The sequence below is a fragment of the Parabacteroides vesiculifaciens genome (genome assembly GCF_049860805.1).
In the GTDB taxonomy this organism is placed as follows: Bacteria; Bacteroidota; Bacteroidia; order Bacteroidales; family Tannerellaceae; genus Parabacteroides.
This window is the reverse complement of record NZ_CP187555.1, coordinates 1,248,711-1,268,041: the sequence shown is the minus strand read 5'-3', so window position 1 is coordinate 1,268,041 and position 19,331 is coordinate 1,248,711. Positions and strand designations below refer to the sequence as shown.

Genomic DNA, 19,331 nt, shown 5'->3' with positions numbered 1-19,331 from the left:
ATCCGGGAATCAATTATCTTCGATTATCCGTTTATGGGCTTTCGCTTCTTCGAGCCATTGAGGGACAACCGTATTCAGGAATTTCTCTTTGTCCAACCGTTCTTTTTCCATATCCAGACCAATATACCGTTGTGCCTTCTCTTTGGTCGAGAGGTCGGGCATGGGAACTTCGCCGTTGTAGCCGAGGTGCGAAAGAAGTTTCAATAGTTGAATACGGGCCTGGGTCGCTTTGTCGAAACCGTCGCCTAACAAACGTAAGACTTCCTGTGGGGCGTGAAAGGAAGCTCCCCATGAAGTGATGCCGAAATCCCAACGCCATTGAGCCTGACGGATCAGCCGCAAGACCGGTTCCATCTGTTTTGCGGTGGCTCCTTTGTCCCAGGCAAACTTAGCTTCGATATGGGCTTTTGCCAGTTCCTCTTCCAGGCGGTTCCGTATGTTCAGCACTTTGCCCTGGCGCTCGTACACATCGTTGCGCAACGTCTCCTCACTCTCGCGGTGGCAAACCTGGCAAGTACGGTCGATCATAGCCAGAGGACTTTTGATGTGATGATCGTTATAGCGATCCCCGCCTTCACCGACAGCCGGCATATGGCATTCGCCGCACGAAACGCCCCGTTGGGCATGGATTCCCATCTTGGCCAACTCGAAATCGGGATGCTGGGCTTTCAACAGGGGCGCACGGCTTAGCTTATGGGTAAAATCGGAAAAATGTATGCTATCGTAATAAGCTTCTATGCCTTCGAGCGTATAGCCCCGGTCCCAAGGCAAGGTCAGCACGCGTTCTTCCCCGTGGAAATAGTACTCGCAATGGCACTGGGCGCAGACAAGAGAACACATCTCCTGTTCCGTCGCATCTTCGATATGCAGGCCGCAACGGGCATAGGCATCCGTAAGGAAGGAACGGGTGATACGCAGGCTCATGCTCTCCGGCTCATGGCAGTCGGCACAACCGATCGGATTGACGACTTCGCTCCCCAATCCGGCCCATTTCTTTTTATATAAGGTTTTACCGTCGGTATGGGTCAGCAAGCGGGGAATATCGGGACTCTTACAAGCCCAACAGGCAGCCGGCTGCGGTCCGTCCGTCTTATCCATCGGAGCTCCCGTACGCAAAGTTTTGTAAACATCTTCGATAGCATACATATGCCCCCTGGACGTTTTATAGTCTTTCGCAAAAGCATATCCGGCCCACAGGATAACCATCCGGGGACGTTCAGCCAGGACATCTGTCTGCTGATTCCCGTTATAAAGGCTATGGAAAGTCGTGTCAGTCGTATTTTTCCAGCTCCGGTATTCGTTCGAATAACGCAGAGACATCGAATCGTTGGAAGTGAGAACCTTATCAATACCGTCCAGTCCGTCATTGGCATCTTCGATGAATCTGATCCCATCCCGGTGGGAGGCTACAGTATAAAGAATAGCAGCTATGGCAACTATACCCGCAATTACAAGTGTTTTAAATGGCGATTTCAATACTTTACCCTTTAGTTGATAATCAGATTTCCTTACGTGCTGCTAATATAAGTAAAATAAAAGGGTATATCAAAATAATGATACACCCTTTTTCATTTTCAAAATAAAGACGGCTTATTCTATCGTGCTAATCGTAGAAATCATACCGAACTTCCCATTGTCGTTCAAACTCCAGATAATTTCACCTTTGTCGTTGATTTCAAATACCTGGGGACTGTTTGCCTCTACAGCATTCTTGTCGTGTCCCTGCCAGTTGCAGACATAGAGGCCGCCATCCTTTGCAGGAAGCAAGCCGGCTACGAAAAACAAGCGGGCGCCCTTGATATCGCTCTCACCGTAACGGCGGGCTACTTCGCCGTTATCGAGGTTCACTTCCATCAGAGAGTGGCCGTCTCCACAGGCAACCCAATGGTTCCCGTTAGCCAACGCCAATGTCGTGAAAGGCGTTCCTTCGAGACGGGTGATCTTCACGACTTCGCCTTGCGGAGAGATCTCGCGCACGTCGGAAGTGGCAAAGAGGGGCATCAGATAGTTGCCGCGTGCATTCTTGTTCAGCTGACGGAACTGGGCGTGCGGATGTTCAATGCCTGTTTCGTATTCGGTACGCGACAGGATATCTCCCTTCGGGCTCACTTCCATGATGACAGCCGGATGGCCTACCCAGCCTAAGAGGTAGTTACCGTCGGGCAACACACGGGCAGTCTGCATCTCGCAGGTGTCGGGAGCGGCAATGTTCCAAATCTCCTGATGGTTGCGGTCGATCAGCTTCGCACCCCTGGCATAGGCAAAAAGAATGTTCCCGTCGGGAGTGGCAACAGCCGAGTTGCATTCCCAGCCTTTTTCAAGGGGATGCTCCCACTCTACCTGCTTGGTGTTCTTATCGATGATCACGATCTTGTTCCAGCCGGAACCGCCCAACAGCAATTTTTCTGTTTTCTTCTCGCAGGAAGTAGCGGTCACTAACAACAATGCGGAACAGAGATAAGTAAATAATTTATGCATACCGTCACTTTGATAAATCTTGGAACATTTCAAATCCCTGTTCCGGTGTCAAGCCTTCGTGTACGACAGCGTGTACGGCCTGGATCATGGCGGCAGGGTTTTCGCTCTGGAAGACGTTACGTCCCATATCGACACCGGCAGCTCCATCGTTAACGGCGTTGTAGCAGAGTTCGAGCGCTTCCTTTTCAGGCAATTTCTTACCTCCGGCGATCACGACGGGAACCGGACAGGCAGCAGCTACCTTTTCGAAACCGTCGCAGTAGTACGTCTTCACGATAGAAGCTCCGTTTTCGGCACATACACGTGATGCGAGTGCGAAGTAACGGGAGTCGCGAGCCATCTGTTTGCCGACAGCGGTCACACCCATAACAGGGATGCCGTAGCGGTTACCCATATCGACTGCTTCGACCAGGTTGGCAGCCGTAATGGCTTCCTGTTCGCCGTCACCGGCAGAGAACATAACAGCCAAAGCGGAAGCGTTGCAACGGATCGCATCTTCGACGTCGATCAGGACGTTACGGTTCAGTTCCGTCAGGATCGTCGAACCGGCATCCGAGCGGAGGCAAACGGGCTTGTTGATGTTAGCAGGAATGGAAGTCTGCAAAATACCGCGTGTACACATGATACAGTCGGCATACTGTACGAGGGGAACGATGTTCAGGTCGATACGTTCCAAACCTGAAGTCGGACCCATGATAAACCCGTGGTCGAATGCCAGCATGACGGCACGGCCTGTTTTCGGGTTGAAGATACGAGAAAGACGGTCTTTCATACCCCAAGAGTAGTTAGACGCACCTTTCACATGAAAATTGTCAAATTGGGAAGTCTGTCCGAAGCCGAAGTTATTCGCTTCTCTGAACCCATCCATATCTGCCATAGCTTTTTGATTTATGATTTATGATTTATAATTTATGATTTGGGGATTTATGATTTATGATTTATGATTTATTATCGACGCATAAATCATAAATCATAAATTATAAATCCTTAAAGCGCTTGTGCGAATGATTCGAACATACAGCTCCAAGAAGTAGCACCGCTGTCGGCATAGCCGATGGAGCGTTCACCGTAGTTACGGGCACGGCCGAAATTGGCTTTCATTTCCACCGTAGCAGCAGCACCGGCAAGGGCGGCTTTCGCTCCGGCTTCGAGGATTTCCTTAATGTCGTCCGAAGGACAAGTCTGGATCGCTTCTACAGCCGGGATCAAGGCATCCATCATCGTCTTGTCGCCTTTCTGGGCTTTCGTCTGTTTCTGCACGTTGGCGAGGCCTCCGGCAAACAGGGCCTTTACTCCGGCGGCATCCAGTTTCGTCCCCGAAGCATGGTCACTCATACCTAAGAAAAAGGCACCCAAGAGCGTACTGGTGGAGCCGCTTACCTGCAACATAACGTCGAAGCCCATGTCGTTCAGCATGGCTTTGAACTCCGTTCCTTTCTGAGCCGTAGCCACGATAGCGGACATAGCCGTCACGATTGCCTGGCCATGGTCGCCGTCACCGATAACGGCATCCAATTTAGAAAATTCGTCTTCGCGTTCTTTGATGTTCTTCAAGGCGTTGTCGAGCATCGCCTTGAAGTTTTCGATAGTCAGTTGTTTCATATCTCGTTTATTTACCGATTGTTGTCCAGTAAGGTGCATCAGCACGTTTGTTCTTCAGATAGTCGATATGATCTTCATCGAGAATGGCCATGATCATCTGGAAACCGGCCTGTTCCTGTACGGTCAGAATTTCCTGGATGCGGCTTACTGCAACCTGGAGGCCACGGGCTTCCAGTTCCTTGTAGGCTTTACGGAAGATAATGTTCAACTCCATGTGGGTAGTCGCTCCTACGCCGTTGATGATAAGCATCATCTTGTCGCCGGCTTTCGGTTTGAGCTGCTGGCAAAGCAGGTCTACCATTTCGGCAGCCGTATCGTCGGCAGATACAAGCGGTTTCTGTCCGCCACCGCCTTCACCGTGCTGTCCCATACCGATCTCCATGATGCCCTGGGGCAGGTCGGTGATCGTACCGCCGTTCTGCGGATGCGTACAAGAGCGCATGGCAACAGCTAAAGTAGCTACGTTCCGGTTATAGCGTTCTGCAATCTCAACCAGTTCGTCCAGCGTTTTACCTTCTTCGGACGCAGCACCCAAAATCTTATACAAAGGCACGCAACCGGCCAGACCGCGACGGTCGTCGACGTTGGCACCGATACCGGCGCTGATATCATCATGGGTCAACACTTGTTTCACTTTGATGCCTACACGTTCCGCCAACTGGCAAGCCATGTTCGCACTCATCACGTCTCCGGAGTGGTTCAGGACAACCAACAGGATACCGGCCTCACGCTTCATCAGCTGCAAAGCCTGGAACAGGCGCTGTGCACCGGGAGCGGCAAACACATCACCCACAACGGAGCAGTCCAACATACCTTCGCCGACGAATCCGCTCAATGCAGGTTCGTGGCCGGAACCGCCCAACGTAACGATAGCCACTTTGTCTTCGCCCTTCGGATTGGCACGTACAACGATATTTTCGCCACCTAATTTAACCTGGTCCGGGTATGCCAATACATAACCTTCCAACAATTCGGGTGTTATCTGTTCAGGATCATTTATGAATTTTGTCTTCATGTCTGACATGGTATTTTCCTCCTTTATTTAAGTTATTAATGTTGTTATTTGATTTCCATGATTTCGATGGCGATACCTTCTTCTTCGATGAAAGCGATCGTCAGATGTTCGTCGCATACAGCCGGGCCGAAGATCACCTTCTTGCCTTTCAGTTCTTCTTCCAGCGAAGGAACGGTGTAAGCGATGTGTCCCTGTTTCTGTACCAGTTCGGGCAGGCAGCTTCCTTCTTCAAATTTCAGGAATTCGATACGGTTCGGACTTTTGCTATAGTCTGTCAACCATACACTCAGGCCTTCGTTAAACATAGCCCCTTCTACTTGTTCTGTCGTTACGATACCGACGTGATTAAATGTTCTCATGACTAATTCAATTTTAAGTGTTCGTACTATTTTTATTCGTTATCAGTTCTCTCAAATTTAAAACATATAAGTTTCACACCTTCGTCTTCCATCTTCCGTATGAGAGGATAGCCAGGATAATGACTACTCCCAGGGCGATATAAAGATAGGTGAAAATTCCATGCACATTATCATTTTGACCGTATGAATGCATTCCGCTCAGAAAATAATTGACACCGAAGAAAGTCATCAGCACGGAGGCAAACGCGATCACGGATGCCAGGTTGAACAGCCAAGGGTTATTCCAGCGTTTCACTAAGTGGAGATGGGTCACTACGGCATACACGACCATCGTGATCAACGCCCAGGTCTCCTTCGGGTCCCACCCCCAGTAACGGCCCCAGGACTCATTCGCCCAGACAGCACCGAGGAAAGTACCGACGGTCATCAGGGCAAGCCCTACCCAAAGCGCCATCTCGTTCACGATACTCAGTTCGGTGATACGGGCTTTCAACACATTCCCGTTCTTCTTTCCGGTAATGGACATCATCACCATATTGGTCAACCCGATCAGGCAACTGATACCGAAGAAGCCGTAAGCGGCTACAATGACCGCCACATGGAACATCAGCCACGGCGATTTCAAGACTGGCACGAGCGGATTGATCTCCGGGTCCATCCAGTTCAGGCCGGACACGAAAAGGATGATACCGCCGAACAGGGTAGCCAATGCGAAGGTGATCGTACTGCGACGTACGAACAACAGCCCGGCAAAGACAGTCGCCCACCCCACGTAGACCATCGTCTCGTAGGAATTGCTCCAGGGGGCATAACCGCCGATATACCAGCGCATCCCCATACCGAACATATGATAATGGAAAACGATTAGCACACCGATCCCCAACAGCCATACGGCAACCTTCATCCAGCGGCTCCGGCGGAACAGCATCGCGAAAGAAAGGACCAACAGCAGTCCGCCTAAAACCAGATAACCGATCTTGCAATAGCGGAAAACATCCATCTTGTTATATTTCAATTCGGCCTGCATACGCTTCGGGCTGATATCGAGTGTCTTGTTCTTAGCTTGCTGGTACGTGCCGATCATACCGACCACTTCGTCGGCTTTCGCCCAGTCACCGCTTTTCAGGCCTTCCTGCACCTCGCCTAAATACCAGTCGAGAATACGGGAGACGAACATGGAGTCTTTACCGCTGAAGGCAGAGAGGTCGTCACCGGGTGCATACCATTTATGATTCGGATCGTCTTCTTTCGGGAAGAGGTTCAGCATCTGGTGGTTGATCAGCTGGTGGAAGATGTTCAACTGCTCATCTAATTTCATCAAGTCTTTGTCGAAACGGGTCCGCTGGGCTGGCATCTTGTTATAGGCCTCTTCCAACTTCTCCTGCAATTTATAATTGCCGTTGCTGTCGAATACCTGGATATAGGCGCATTCGCCGTCCGTCAGGTCATAGTAGGCGGCCAGTTCGGGATTGGACAGGGCGATAAAGGGAACGCGCATCCACATGTCCGGCATGGCCAGAAGGCTCAAGAGGAACTGGTCGGAGTTCAGTTTACCGATCTTATCCGACTTATGGAGCTTACGGAGGATCTCCGAAGAGAAGGTGTTGACCGGCATCATACGGCCGCTACCCGACTGGATCGGAAGGGCGCCGAAGAGGGCGGCATGTTCCGGGCTTACGGTATATTTTTGTACGGCATCCAACATCGGGGAAGCCTTTTCACCGGCGTTTACGGATATGGATACGGCAAGGAGTGCAAGCGACACGGCCGTTACATTCGTCGCCTTTCGCAATTCTTTCAGGCGGCGGCTCTGGCGCATGAACCGGGAGTCCTTACCGACTAAGCAAAGAACTAAGCCGATGACCAGCAAAAGATATCCGGAGTAAGTGATGTTCCGTCCTGCCACATCGCGATTGACGGAAAGGATGGTTCCGTGTTCATCCTGGTCGTAAGAGGCCTGGAAGAAACGATAGCCTTTTACATCCAATACATTATTCATAAAGATCCGTTCTTCGCGGTCCTGGCCGTCCACATGGACGATCACTTCGCTCTCATAAGCGGAGGGGCTGGCGGAACCGGGATAGCGGGTTAAGGTGAATTTCTTCAGTTCAACGGAAAAAGGCAGGGTATGGAAGGTCGTATTATCGGAAGTGCGGACAGCTATCTGGTTGCTTGTCTCCCCTTCACGCAGATGCAGGATTCCCTCTTCACCGAAAAGGAAAGAAGTGAGAGCGCCGAGCAGGATGACGATAAAGGCGAAATGAGTCAGCATCAGCCCCCATTTGCCACGTTTGAGGTATTGGTGTTTGATCGTAGCCGCGATAAAATTGACGACTAAAAGGAATTGGAGCAGGAAAAACAAGGGGGAATAATAAACCATTGCTTTGGCAGCAGCTGTACCGTGATACTTTTCGATGAAAGTGGCAACGGCCAGGCCAAAGGCATAAATCAGTAACAGGACGATCGTCGTTACAAAAGAGGAGAAAAATCGTTCGAGATTTGTTTTCATTTACTTTTTAATTAGAGTTCACAGATGCGGCAAATGTACGCAGATTAATTGTTTGATGAAACAACCGATGGCAATCTGCCACATCTGTGCTCTCTATGGGTTGATAGATGTTATCTATACCTCTTTATTATCAATCTTCAATGATCATACGGAAGCCGACATTGAACACACGCTGGTACGGATAGTAAGCCTTACGCGTGTGGGAAGCCGCATACTTCGGACGGTCGATGTACGAACCGCCACGGGCCACCTTGTATTCGGATGTCTCTTTCGTCTTTTCATTATACGGATACGATACATAGTCGGAACGAGTCCATTCGGCTACATTTCCATGCATACTGTACAGACCGAACGGATTGGCTTCATAAGCCTTGCCGCCAACCTGAACCAGGTTACCATCGTCCACGCTCTCTTCTTTAGGAAGGAAGGTGTAGTACTTGTACCACGGGTTCGTCTTCGCCATCGGCTGAGGGTCTACACCGTAAACGGCAAGCAACAGTGTTGTCTTGTCTGCCAGGTTGTCCTTCTTACCGAAGTCCGTGTGCATATCGCCATACCAAAAGTCCTGATCGCTACCGGCACGACAAGCCCATTCCCACTGTGCTTCTGTCGGAAGCGTGATCTTGAGGCCTGTCTTTTCGCTCAGTTTCTGACAGAATTCCATAGCATCGTTGTAGCTGACACGGATAACCGGTTGTTCCGGTTTGTTGGCCGGATAACCCTGATTCACGTGGTCTTTCCATTGCTGGTCGACGAAACGGCTGTCATGTTCCGGGAAAACAACGTTGAACTGTTCGTTCGTCGTTTCCAACTCGGCCATCCAGAAGCCTTTGTCGATCTTCACTTTAGCTGTCGGATAAGCATCCGGTTCGCCACGATAGCTGCCCATCACAAATTCACCGGCCGGAATACGGACAAAGTTAACCTTCACGCCCGGGGCGATCTCAACCACCTTACGGGTTTCCTTTTCCTTAGCCAGCATTTCCTTGATCCGGTCGGAACCGAAAGGCCAACCCTTCGCCTTCACGTTCTTTTCCTTCACGGCAGCAGTCTTTTCAGGCATGACCGGAGTGATCGGGCCTTGCTTTTTCAGATAGTCGGCATAGTCGGCGATTTCCTTCTTCCAGTCCACACCTGCACCGTTTGCATACTTATCGGTCAATTCCTTACGACGTTTGATCTGATCGAATCCTTTATAAGGAAGCATATCCAATACGTTAGCATTGAAATAACCTTTATCGGGAGCATTGTAATCGATCCAGTTGTAAAGAGTCTTCCATTCCTTATCAGTCAACTGTACGTTGTGGTGGCCTTTCTTCAGCAAGCGGACGAGTTCGCTCGTGTTCGGATGATATTCGTACGGCTGCAAAACAACCATATCGCCTTCACCACCCTGACGGTGTACATACGGATGCAAATTCAAATAAGACGTACCATAGCCTAAATTGTCTTTCTTTCCACCACGCAGGTCGAACGCCTTGCCCTGTCCGTTATGACATGCGATACAAGCGCGATCGAGGATCGGCTGTACTTCCAAGTCGAATGTAAAGGAACGGGTTCCCCCTTCCGGCAAAGTCAAAGCTGAAGGAGCTTTCTGTGAAGCGATCACACGTTTCGGGATCGCGATCTGGTTCTGGTCTTCGTGGCAACCGATACAGGAAACCACTTCACCAGGCTGACCGGTTACCCAGCTACGCATCCATTGAATGGCAACCCCATCCTTATCCAACGGCTGGATGGAGATCGGAGTATTCGCCGGAGCCTTGAAGATTACGGAACCGTCTTCTTCAACCGGAACCGTACCCAACATACGTTTGATATCCCAACCGGACTGGATTCCGTGCCAGTTATGGTCGGAACGAGTCTTTACATACGCATATTCGTAAGCATGCAAACGGAGTGACTTAACCGTTCCGCGAGGAATACCCTTCAAGCCCTCTCCTTCGTAAATATCCTGGATAAAGAAGGTCGCTTCCTTTTCATTCAGTTTCACACGGTCGGGAATAGACGGAGGTGTCTTCGTTTTGCGTACTAAGATCGGGCTGATATAGCCTTCGCCTTCTGCCTGCATCAGACAGGTTACGTTGTCGTAAACGTCCACCAAATAAAGTCCCCACAAGGCGTGCGGGTCTAACTTGGCGGCTACCAGGAAGTATTTATCGTTCAGCGGGGTCGGTTTGATGAACTGCGGCCATACACCGTTTACCAGCTGGTCTTTGATCTCTTCCTTGACCGGACGGTTACGGTGAGGGATTTCCTGTACCATACCGGCTGTGCTCTTACGTCCCTTAGTCGGATCGAAGATGATCATACGGCCGGAACGGGCCACACCATGGTGACCGGAAATAATACCGACGAATGCAGAACCGTGACCAGGCAACGGCTGTACGTCGAACGTACTGTTCGGGAACATCGCGCCGCTACCGTAGAGGGCTTTGTTTTCCGTTCCGTCCGGGTTCATGTGCATTACGATACGGGAATAATAGTGGGTCAGGTCGGTGTACTCCCAACGGGTGTACATCACACGACCGTTATTCATAATAACCGGATTCCAGTTGGCATCCTGGTCGAATGTCAAACGGCGCATACTCTTATCCTTCGGATTGTACAGCACCATGTTACCGACCGCATCGCTACCGTTCACACAAGGAACGCCTTGGTAACCGATATTGGAGATAGCAATCACACGACCGTCAGGCAGGTAAGTACCATCATAGAATTCCAGATCCGGCTCGTCATTTTCCACAAGTGGCTTGAAGCCTGTTCCATCCAGATTCACTTCATAGATGTTCCAACGCTTGTCGTCCTGTGTCTGTGTAAACATCACGCGGTCACCGTTCCAATGCAGTTTCAGGTCGGCTATGGAAGAACCGTTCGCCGGTTTATAGACCTGGCGCATCTGTATATCGCCACGCAGGTTGGAGAGTTCGACGATCTCGGCATCGAAGCCTTCACGACCGGCAGATTCCTGGTTACTCCAGTTATTAGCCTGCGTACCTAAGGAAGGCGACATGATCTGGTGAGCCTTTGAACCGACTTTGAAACGGGCAGCCACAAGTTTGTCGGCATCCAGCAACGGGTTTGCCAGCAAGATGGCGCGTTTGCACTCCAATGCTTTCTTGGCATCGGCAATCGCTTGCTCGTCTCCGTTATAGATACCTTTGAAACCTTTCTTTTCGAGCTGGACCAGTTCGTTCAGCATCGGTTCGTATTTGGCGGCATCGTAGCCTTTCTGCTTTTTCATATCGGCGAAAGCCAATTTGACAGCTTCGACATTCAGCCATTCCAGATCACTCTGGAGCGTGTACAGGTCCTGTACTTTCTCCACCAGTTCGAGATACTTGCGTATTTGGGTGTTGAGGTCTTTTTCGTTTGCGATCTGTTTTGCCACATTCGAATAGTAGGCACCGTCTTTCAACCGGGCAATCGCATTATCCACAGCCTGTTTTTCAACCGAGGCATCCGGGGTGATCAGCCAGGTATCCAGGCCGTCCAGTACAGCGCCCAGCATACCGATTTCTTCCGGATATTTGGTGTTCAGTTCTTCTGCCACAAAGTTCGGAACCGTATTCAATGCCTGGAAGAACACACTTCCTCCACTTGAAGTATCGTCGATACCGACTTCGGCTTCGAAACGGACATACTGGCCACCCACCGGATATACCAACGTACCGTTCGCATGGCAGAACACACCGTGTTTGTATTCCTTTCCGGCGATCACGATCTCATGGTCGTAGGCATTTGTGTTCATCTTAGGCTTCGCCCAACCGGCAACGCCATACTCATAAGGGACTTCGTCCAACCATACAGCTGTACCATCGGCTTTAATCAGACGGGCGTTTGCCCATACAGCCTGGTCGTAGTCCGTACCGTCGGGACCTCCGGCCGTTACAAGCACCAGCTTATCCACTCCTTTCAGGTCTACCACGAAAGGTTCGGCTTTCGCCTTATGCTTCATCCAGGTAGAGATGATCGGCATTCCGGATTTCTTCAGCTTGGCCTGTAATTCCGTTTTAGCTTTGACCGAAGCATCAATCCACGTTTCCGCCTTCTTCTGCTTGGGCCCTGCGGATACCATAACAGAAGAGGACAGAAGGAGTGATACTAATAAATAGTATTTGTTCATGTAATAAATTATAAGGTATTATTACTTATTATAACGCAGCTTTCGTGTTGGTGAAGCGCAAGCCGTCGTTATCGTGGTAGCATGCCCATTCATCAACAATAGCACCTTCAGGACCAGCCATCATAAAGTGGAATGTTTCCAATTTTTTCAAGCGAAGAACATCACCTACATTCTGTACGACGAAGTTTTTGCTCTTGATCGCACCGTGGGTAGCGGGAATAGCAGGAGCGTTAGGTGTTTCGTCGCCAATTTCAGAGAAGTTGTAAACCCATCCCTTTTCAACCATCCAGGATTCATGTTTAGCCGGGAATTTAGTTTTTACATGTGCATGTTCGGGGATCATCTGTCCCGGAAGCAGATAGATCGCATGAGCGAAGTAGCCGTATTCAGGATCGTTGATCCAGAAAATACCGCCCATACCTACGTTTTCAAAATCGCCCAGACCGAAATCGGTTACCCACATGTCCTTAGCCATCAGTTCGGTGAAAGGAACACCGTAGAAAGCGAACATGTCTTTCATTGCTTCCATAGCAACATCCTGTTGGAACTTGCCGTCTTTGTAGAAGTCGGCATTTGTGTACTTCTTTGAATACTTCATTTCTTTATTATTTTTACAGTTAGCAGTGTTATTACATTCATTCTTGCAGTCGCTTCCGCACTGTTCGGTGCATTGTCCTTTACCGGCAGCAGCGCAGCAGGTAGCTTCACCGGTAGATGTTTTGCCGGTACATGCAGCCATAGAAAGCAAAAGAGCCCCCATAGCAGTTAATTTCATAAAATTCTTTTTCATTTTTTCTCTTGTTTATTTAGTTAGTAATATTTGTTCCTTACCTATTCCCTGCCGAAGAAACTTTTGTTTCCATAAGGTGAAACGACTGTTTCATGCCCATGAAACGTTTATTCGATGGCGATCCCTTCTATTTCGATCAATAACTCATCCCGGCAAACGTCCGCCCACATATAAGATATGGGGATATTCAAATTATATCCTTCCAGCAGTTCGTGCGCCTCCTCATAGAAAGATTTGTCTTTCAGATAGACGCGCAGCATTTTCAACTTTGCATCACCGATAAGCTGGTCGATGTTTTCCATTGTGATATGGAGCTGGCGTGCGAGGCCAACACCTACTAAGCTTTCTTCTCCACGGATGGCAGCCGTACCGGAAATGTACACGATCCGCCGGCCGTCGAATGTCATGCTTTTGGCCCGTTCGAACTTCGGCGTCGCTTTCTTCTGCTGGGCAGCTTCGAGAACCTGGTCCGAATAGGCATGAGCGGCGACCTGCAACTTATTGTCGATCGGCGTGGCATAGCATACGGGGCGGCCAAATACAGCCGCATCCAAATCGACCAGTATGCCTCCCAGGTTGGCCCCGATACCGGTAGCAGCCGGATAGCCGTTGTTCCAGTCCGTCTTTCCATAGAAATCGGCACGGGCATTGTTGAACATCTGGTAATGCTGATCCGGGCCATCGAAGCAGGTGATCTGCTCGATATAGTTCCATTGGCGGATGATGCTGTTTACAGGGAAACCTTCCCGACGCATCACCTCTCCCATCATGTGAAATACTTCTGCGGACTGTTGCTGGATGCCGAAGTTAATCACATCTCCATGGAATCCTCCGGCAAAGAGGAAACGGCCATCGGCATTTTCCAGTACGACATACGGGAAACCACTGTGATGGCGGAAAGTGATATGATCGTTTTCATCCGCTTTGTAACTATGGACTTCCAAAATCAATCCGGCATTCAGAGGAGGCTGGGAAACATAGCTCAATACCGGCTCATGGTTTCCGTAGAACTTACGGATCTTCTCGCGCAGCATGATACGGCGGGAGACATATTGTTCGTTATCGTTCGGCATACCGAAGAATGCCAAACGGAGGATCTGTTCGTCTTGCGGCAGCTGTGCCAGCAGAGCGTCCACCATTTCATTAAAGGTAGCCAGCCCGGTGGTATAAATATTGTAATGTATTTTATCGCAGTAATTCATAAAGAGTTCACATATTCGGTTAATGCTTCGATATCTTTCTCTGAGACTTTCTTCTCGATGCCGTGCTTATGGACACTGAACACATCCTTCATGGTAGCGGCACGCCCGTCGAACAAATAGGGAGCCGTACGCCACACTTCACGCAAAGTCGGAGTATCCCAACCTTTTTCGAACTCAATATCTTCACCGATACGGTGGTATTTCATATCCGTATAATAAACGCCGCTATGACATTCCCCGCATTTCAGCTTTTCGAACACCTTCTGCCCTTCCTTTGCCAAATCGGACAACTCTCCATTTACCAAGTAGGGACTGGGCACAGGACGGAGTGATTTCAAATAGGCATCCACACAAACGGCATCTTCTTCCGACACTTCAAAAAACTGAATGAAGTTAAAGCCTGCCCGCACGGCCCGTTCCGCATGTTCACGGATACCGGAAATCATGTTGGGAGGAGTCACATGGCTAAAGAGCATACTCTTGCAGTTCTTGGAGTTGCCGACACCGTCGTTCATCAAATCCCAATTCATGCCGTCCGTACGGCCGTCTCCCGGATGGCAACCGTTACAACTCTGCCAGTTCTGGAAACAGTGCGAGGCATCGTTGAAATAACGTTCGCCCTTATTTTCATCTGTTTCCTCGCGTCCGGGATTTAGCTCGACCGATGCTACTTCGTTCGTATTGATATCCAAAATATTCAGGACATCAGCAAAATAAGTCGGGATAATCAGCCTGTCACCGTCTAAGATCATATTGCGAGGACCGTTCCCCTCCAACGGGATACGTTCGCGAAGGCCGTATAAGAAAGTCAGGTCGTAGTCCAACACTGCTTTGTTAGGATAGTTCAAGAACTTCTCCAGCATCGCCTTATGGTCGATCACGCTGACCTCGTGTGTCCCTGAATGAGAGATGAAGACAGACTCGTCGTTGCAGGCGATACTCCAGATACCGGCAGCCCCCCGTTCAGGCTCATCCACGACGATGGCCCCCAGGAACTCCTGTTTGTCGACATCAATCACACTGAATGCACTCGTGTTCATCCATCCCTGTTGCAATTGAGATGTAGGAACGGTGAAACGTCCCAGGTTGTGAGATACATATATATATTTGCCATCGGGCGTGATACAGATTCCCCGGAGGGCATTACTTCCGTTAGCCAACTGAATGTCTTTCACCTTCGTGAAGCCATCCATTTCGATGACGGAAACGCAGGCGGCGACATAGTCGAGATCAGCCCGCTGAGCCGGAAGAAAGTTCGTTACAAAGAGATATTTGCCGTCCTTGCTGAACACGGCAGACTTCGGTTCACGCAACACCTTCACCGTACGCATCACTTTGCGGGCTACCGGATCGACTTCCGAAATTGTATTCTGGAACTGGTTACATACATATATATGCTTCTTATCCGGAGCAAACATCGGATGGCATGCTCCCGAACCGGTCGGAATAGAAGCCTCTACCCTTCCCGATTCGAGCGACAGGATCTGTAGATGGCCCGTCGTTCCGAATGTCGTCACATACGCCTTGTCGCCATCCATAAGGATGCCGGTAGGCGCTTCATCCACCGGGTAAGAGCGCAGCAATGTTTTACCATCAGGCGAAAAAACATCAACCCGCTTTACCCCTTTATCTGTCATCAACAACTCACCTTTGGCATTCGTCACGACATCAGTCGGGAAGAACGGCGGGTTACCTGCTGAAGCAAAGGAGATGCAACAGCAGGCAAAGCAAGCCGCCAGTGAGTTTTTTAATATGTATTTTCGTGTATTCATGGTATATATTATATTTTTTTTGCTTTACTATATCCTAATTCAAGAGAAATTGTCTGGGCCACTTTCTTTATACAGTCTGCCGAAGTCCGTAAGACTTCTTTCGACAACCGGTCCTTCGGGCCTGAGATCCAGATTGCCCCGCAGGGATAGCCCGTGTAATTAAAAATAGGCGCCCCGATGCAAATCACACCGTTCAGCTCTTCCTCGTTATCCATAGCATAACCCAATTTCCGGACTCTTTCAAGTTCCTCCAGATAAGCGTCACGTGTAGTAATAGTCCGGGCGTTGTAGCGTGTAAATTCCATATAAGACAAATACCGGTCCCGGACTGTATTCGGCAGATACGCCATGATCGCCTTTCCCGGAGCCGAGCAATGCAAATCGAAAGGTTTCCCCGGCGAGAGGATAAAACGGAACGTATGGTGTCCCTGTGCCTGCTCGATAAAGATACCTTTCCGGTCCCCCAGCACGCCGAAGCATGCCGTCTCTTTCACCTGATCGCGCAAATCACGCAAACGGGGCAAAACAGTTTCCAGTAAATTGTGTTCGTTCAGTGATCTGAATCCCAAAGTTAGTAATTTACGGGATAACTTGTATCGCTTTGTGTCTTCATTATAGATCAAATAATCCAGACGGACCAACGTATTCAAAATACGATAGGCCGTAGTCTGCGATATATCAAGGGTGGACTTGATATCCTGAAGCGTCTCACCCTGGGTGTGAAGCGACAAGTACTCAAGTACAGCGATCCCCTTTTCGAGGTTCGGCACCTTGTAGTTCTCTTCTGCTTTTTCCATATTTGGAATAACGCTTTCCATATTTGAAATATTGTTTCAGATTTGAATCAAATATAAAAGAGTGCAAAGAAATGAAGGCAGGATGTTTGTAAAAATTAGTTAAGTATGTCGTAGAACACATTTCAACTCTTCTTGTAGCTGACGATAGCGAGTACGTTAAAGAATACAGCGAACAGGCAAACAGCTATAAAATGTCCGGTAAGGTCTGCTAAAGTACTGCCTTTCAGATAAACCATCCGCATCACTTCGACCAAATAGCGGAGCGGATTGAGACGTGTCAGTTCCTGCGCCCAGGCAGGCATACTGCTGATCGGTGTGAATATACCGCTCAGGAGGACAAAAATAATCATAAAGAAGAAAGCCGTGAACATCGCTTGCTGCTGGGTAGACGAGACGGACGAGATCGCCAGGCCGAAGCCGGTAAACGCCATCAGGTAGACCGCGGCAAACAGGTAGATGATCCCCATATTGCCCACCGGCAGCAACCCGTAGACCAGCCAGGCGATACAGGCGCCTATCGTGAGCAAGACAAAACCGATCATCCAAAACGGGATCAACTTGGAGAGCAGGAACAGGGCTTTCGGGACAGGCGTCACGTTGATCTGTTCGATTGTCCCTTTCTCCTTTTCGCTCACGATGTTCAGGGCGGAAAGGAAACCGCCGATAAGCGTCAGCAGGAAGGCCATGATACCGGGAACCATGTAGTTCTTATAATTCAGATGCGGGTTGAACAGGTTCGTGACACGGATTCCGCCCTCTCCGGCCGATACGGGCAAAAGACTCTTCTCCCGATTGAAATCCTGGATGATGGACGCGAGATAGGAACTGCCGATTCCTCCTTTCGTCCCGTTCACTGCATTGGCGGCGATCAGAAGCTCGGCCGTACCCTCCCGCCCCAACCGTTCTTCGAAGCGGGAGGGGATTTCGAGGATGATATCGGCAGCATTGCTTTCGATGGAAACCAACGCCTCGTCGTACCGGGGCGAGACATCCGCCAGACGGAAATAGCCGGAGGAAAGGACTTTGTCCGTCAACTGGCGGGAAAGGACGGTATGGTCGTTGTCGACGATACTCAGATTGATATTCCGCATCTCGAAATTGGCGGCAAAAGGGAGGACCACCAATTGTATAACCGGCAACAGGAAGATGATACGGGGCAGAAAACGGTCCCGCCGGATCTGCTTGAACTCCTTCTCCAATAAATATTTCAACATCTTCATTACAATCGTATTTTAAAACGTTTCACACTTAATCCTATCAACACGACTGCCATCAGGACCAGCACGCCGACCTCTTGAAGGACGGAACCGAAGCCCAGGCCTTTTATCATGATATCTTTCACGGCGATGATATACCATTTGGCCGGTACGATATTGGAAATGACTTGCAGGACCACCGGCATATTCTCGATCGGGAACATCATCCCGCTCAGCAATATGATAGGAAGCATCAGGACCACGGCACTGATCAGCATGGCGGCTTGCTGGGTGTCGGCAATCGTCGAGATCAGCAACCCCAGGCACAACGCGACCAGGGCGTATAGGACGGAAACACCGACCAGCAACAACAGGCTGCCATTGATCGGCACGTCCAACAGGAAATACGACAAAGCTAAGATGGTGGCGATATTCACCAAGCTCAGCAATAGATAGGGAGTCGCTTTTGCCAGAATGATATAGACCGGCTTCATCGGAGAGACGAGAAGCACTTCCATCGTCCCGATCTCTTTCTCCTTCACAATCCCGACGGAGGTCATCATGGCACAGATCAGGATCAGGATCAACCCCATGACACCGGGCACGAAGTTATAGGCTCCCTTCATTTGGGGATTGTAGAGCAAAGAAATTATTGGCACAATTCCTTTGCCACTTTCAACTACTATCTGCGTAGCATACGCAGATAGCTGCGTCGCCTCGTTCGGATCGGTCGCATCGACCAACAACTGAATTTCACTCTCACCTTTCAACTTTCCACTTTCCACTATTAAAGCCATCCGGATTTTCCCCTGACGGAAAAGGGCCTGTCCTTCTTCTTCGCTATCGATCATCTTATAAAGATCGAAATACTCGCTGGCGGCAAAATGGGAAATCATCTTCTGCGTCACCTCGTCCCGGCTCTGGTCCAGGATGGCAATAGGCACACGCTTGATCTCCGTCGTAATAGCATAGCCGAAGAGGATGATCAGGACGATGGGCATCAGCAGCAGGATCATCATCGTCCGCTTGTCACGGAAGATGTGTATAAATTCCTTTCTAACAAAAGCAATCAAAGAGCTTTTGTTAATGAATAATGAATAATTAATAATGAATAATTTTGAGATACTCATTTTGCCGATTGTTTGGATGTAACAATTATACTTGTTAGTAGCTTTATCAGTTCATAGCAATCATTCATTAATGAAATGGCACCTGTTTCCTCCATATATTCCGAATCTTCCAATAAGGATATCCAATATGCTGTTTCATTCGCTTCTTTCAAAGCAATACTCAATTTATGAACAAAATCAGCTTTCGGCTGTGCATATTCCGCCTCACGAATAAGAGCCCCTATAGCCGTTCCGCTTCGCAACATCTGCTTAGACAAAACGAACTCCCTTTGAGATACAGACAAATACTTATAAGCCTTTATCATTCGCAAAGCAAACCCATAAGACTTCTCCCTTACAACATTACCCATCTTCA

General features: G+C 49.4%; 15 protein-coding genes. All 15 read right to left on the bottom strand.

The genetic code is table 11. From position 1 onward, the window contains the following. Positions 1-9: 9 nt before the first annotated feature. Positions 10-1,476 (bottom strand): ammonia-forming cytochrome c nitrite reductase, encoded by a 1,467-nt coding sequence (gene nrfA, locus ACPYIV_RS05015; protein ID WP_300760906.1) that lies wholly within the window; start codon positions 1,474-1,476, stop codon positions 10-12. A 114-nt stretch (positions 1,477-1,590) separates the two neighbouring features. Then, positions 1,591-2,478, bottom strand: a complete 888-nt coding sequence (locus ACPYIV_RS05010; protein WP_293731694.1) for a hypothetical protein — start codon at positions 2,476-2,478, stop codon at positions 1,591-1,593. Positions 2,479-2,482: 4 nt separating this feature from the next. Continuing rightward, positions 2,483-3,355 carry a 3-hydroxy-5-phosphonooxypentane-2,4-dione thiolase gene (lsrF, locus tag ACPYIV_RS05005; RefSeq protein ID WP_293731693.1) on the bottom strand — a complete coding sequence of 291 codons (873 nt, stop codon included), beginning with the start codon at positions 3,353-3,355 and terminating at the stop codon, positions 2,483-2,485. A 110-nt stretch (positions 3,356-3,465) separates the two neighbouring features. Beyond that, positions 3,466-4,080 (bottom strand): DAK2 domain-containing protein, encoded by a 615-nt coding sequence (locus tag ACPYIV_RS05000; RefSeq protein WP_425885929.1) that lies wholly within the window; start codon positions 4,078-4,080, stop codon positions 3,466-3,468. A gap of 7 nt (positions 4,081-4,087) precedes the next feature. Next, positions 4,088-5,104: a dihydroxyacetone kinase subunit DhaK gene (locus ACPYIV_RS04995; RefSeq protein ID WP_293731691.1), complete on the bottom strand. Its 1,017-nt coding sequence runs from the start codon at positions 5,102-5,104 to the stop codon at positions 4,088-4,090. A gap of 35 nt (positions 5,105-5,139) precedes the next feature. Then, on the bottom strand, positions 5,140-5,454 hold the full coding sequence (locus tag ACPYIV_RS04990) for a hypothetical protein (RefSeq protein WP_008148365.1): 315 nt from the start codon (positions 5,452-5,454) through the stop codon (positions 5,140-5,142). A gap of 73 nt (positions 5,455-5,527) precedes the next feature. After that, positions 5,528-7,963: a cytochrome c biogenesis protein CcsA gene (gene ccsA / locus ACPYIV_RS04985; RefSeq protein WP_425885926.1), complete on the bottom strand. Its 2,436-nt coding sequence runs from the start codon at positions 7,961-7,963 to the stop codon at positions 5,528-5,530. Positions 7,964-8,093: 130 nt separating this feature from the next. Further along, complete coding sequence (locus ACPYIV_RS04980; protein WP_293739167.1) at positions 8,094-12,089, bottom strand: SUMF1/EgtB/PvdO family nonheme iron enzyme; 3,996 nt, start codon at positions 12,087-12,089, stop codon at positions 8,094-8,096. Positions 12,090-12,117: 28 nt separating this feature from the next. After that, positions 12,118-12,879, bottom strand: a complete 762-nt coding sequence (locus ACPYIV_RS04975) for a hypothetical protein (protein ID WP_293739168.1) — start codon at positions 12,877-12,879, stop codon at positions 12,118-12,120. A 107-nt stretch (positions 12,880-12,986) separates the two neighbouring features. After that, entirely contained in the window at positions 12,987-14,081 is a 1,095-nt protein-coding gene (locus ACPYIV_RS04970) for an endoribonuclease L-PSP (RefSeq protein ID WP_300760914.1), read from the bottom strand. Next, the gene (locus ACPYIV_RS04965) at positions 14,078-15,853 is read right to left on the bottom strand and encodes a YVTN family beta-propeller repeat-containing protein (RefSeq protein WP_425885922.1); all 1,776 of its coding nucleotides are present in this window, start codon (positions 15,851-15,853) and stop codon (positions 14,078-14,080) included. The genes ACPYIV_RS04970 and ACPYIV_RS04965 overlap by 4 nt, the downstream gene beginning before the upstream one ends. An 8-nt stretch (positions 15,854-15,861) precedes the next feature. Next, entirely contained in the window at positions 15,862-16,671 is an 810-nt protein-coding gene (locus ACPYIV_RS04960) for an IclR family transcriptional regulator (RefSeq protein ID WP_293731685.1), read from the bottom strand. A gap of 101 nt (positions 16,672-16,772) precedes the next feature. After that, the gene (locus ACPYIV_RS04955; RefSeq protein WP_425886496.1) at positions 16,773-17,864 is read right to left on the bottom strand and encodes an ABC transporter permease; all 1,092 of its coding nucleotides are present in this window, start codon (positions 17,862-17,864) and stop codon (positions 16,773-16,775) included. Positions 17,865-17,869: 5 nt separating this feature from the next. Further along, on the bottom strand, positions 17,870-18,976 hold the full coding sequence (locus ACPYIV_RS04950; protein WP_425885920.1) for an ABC transporter permease: 1,107 nt from the start codon (positions 18,974-18,976) through the stop codon (positions 17,870-17,872). Next, the gene (locus tag ACPYIV_RS04945) at positions 18,973-19,326 is read right to left on the bottom strand and encodes a four helix bundle protein (protein WP_425885918.1); all 354 of its coding nucleotides are present in this window, start codon (positions 19,324-19,326) and stop codon (positions 18,973-18,975) included. The genes ACPYIV_RS04950 and ACPYIV_RS04945 overlap by 4 nt, the downstream gene beginning before the upstream one ends. Positions 19,327-19,331: the final 5 nt, after the last annotated feature.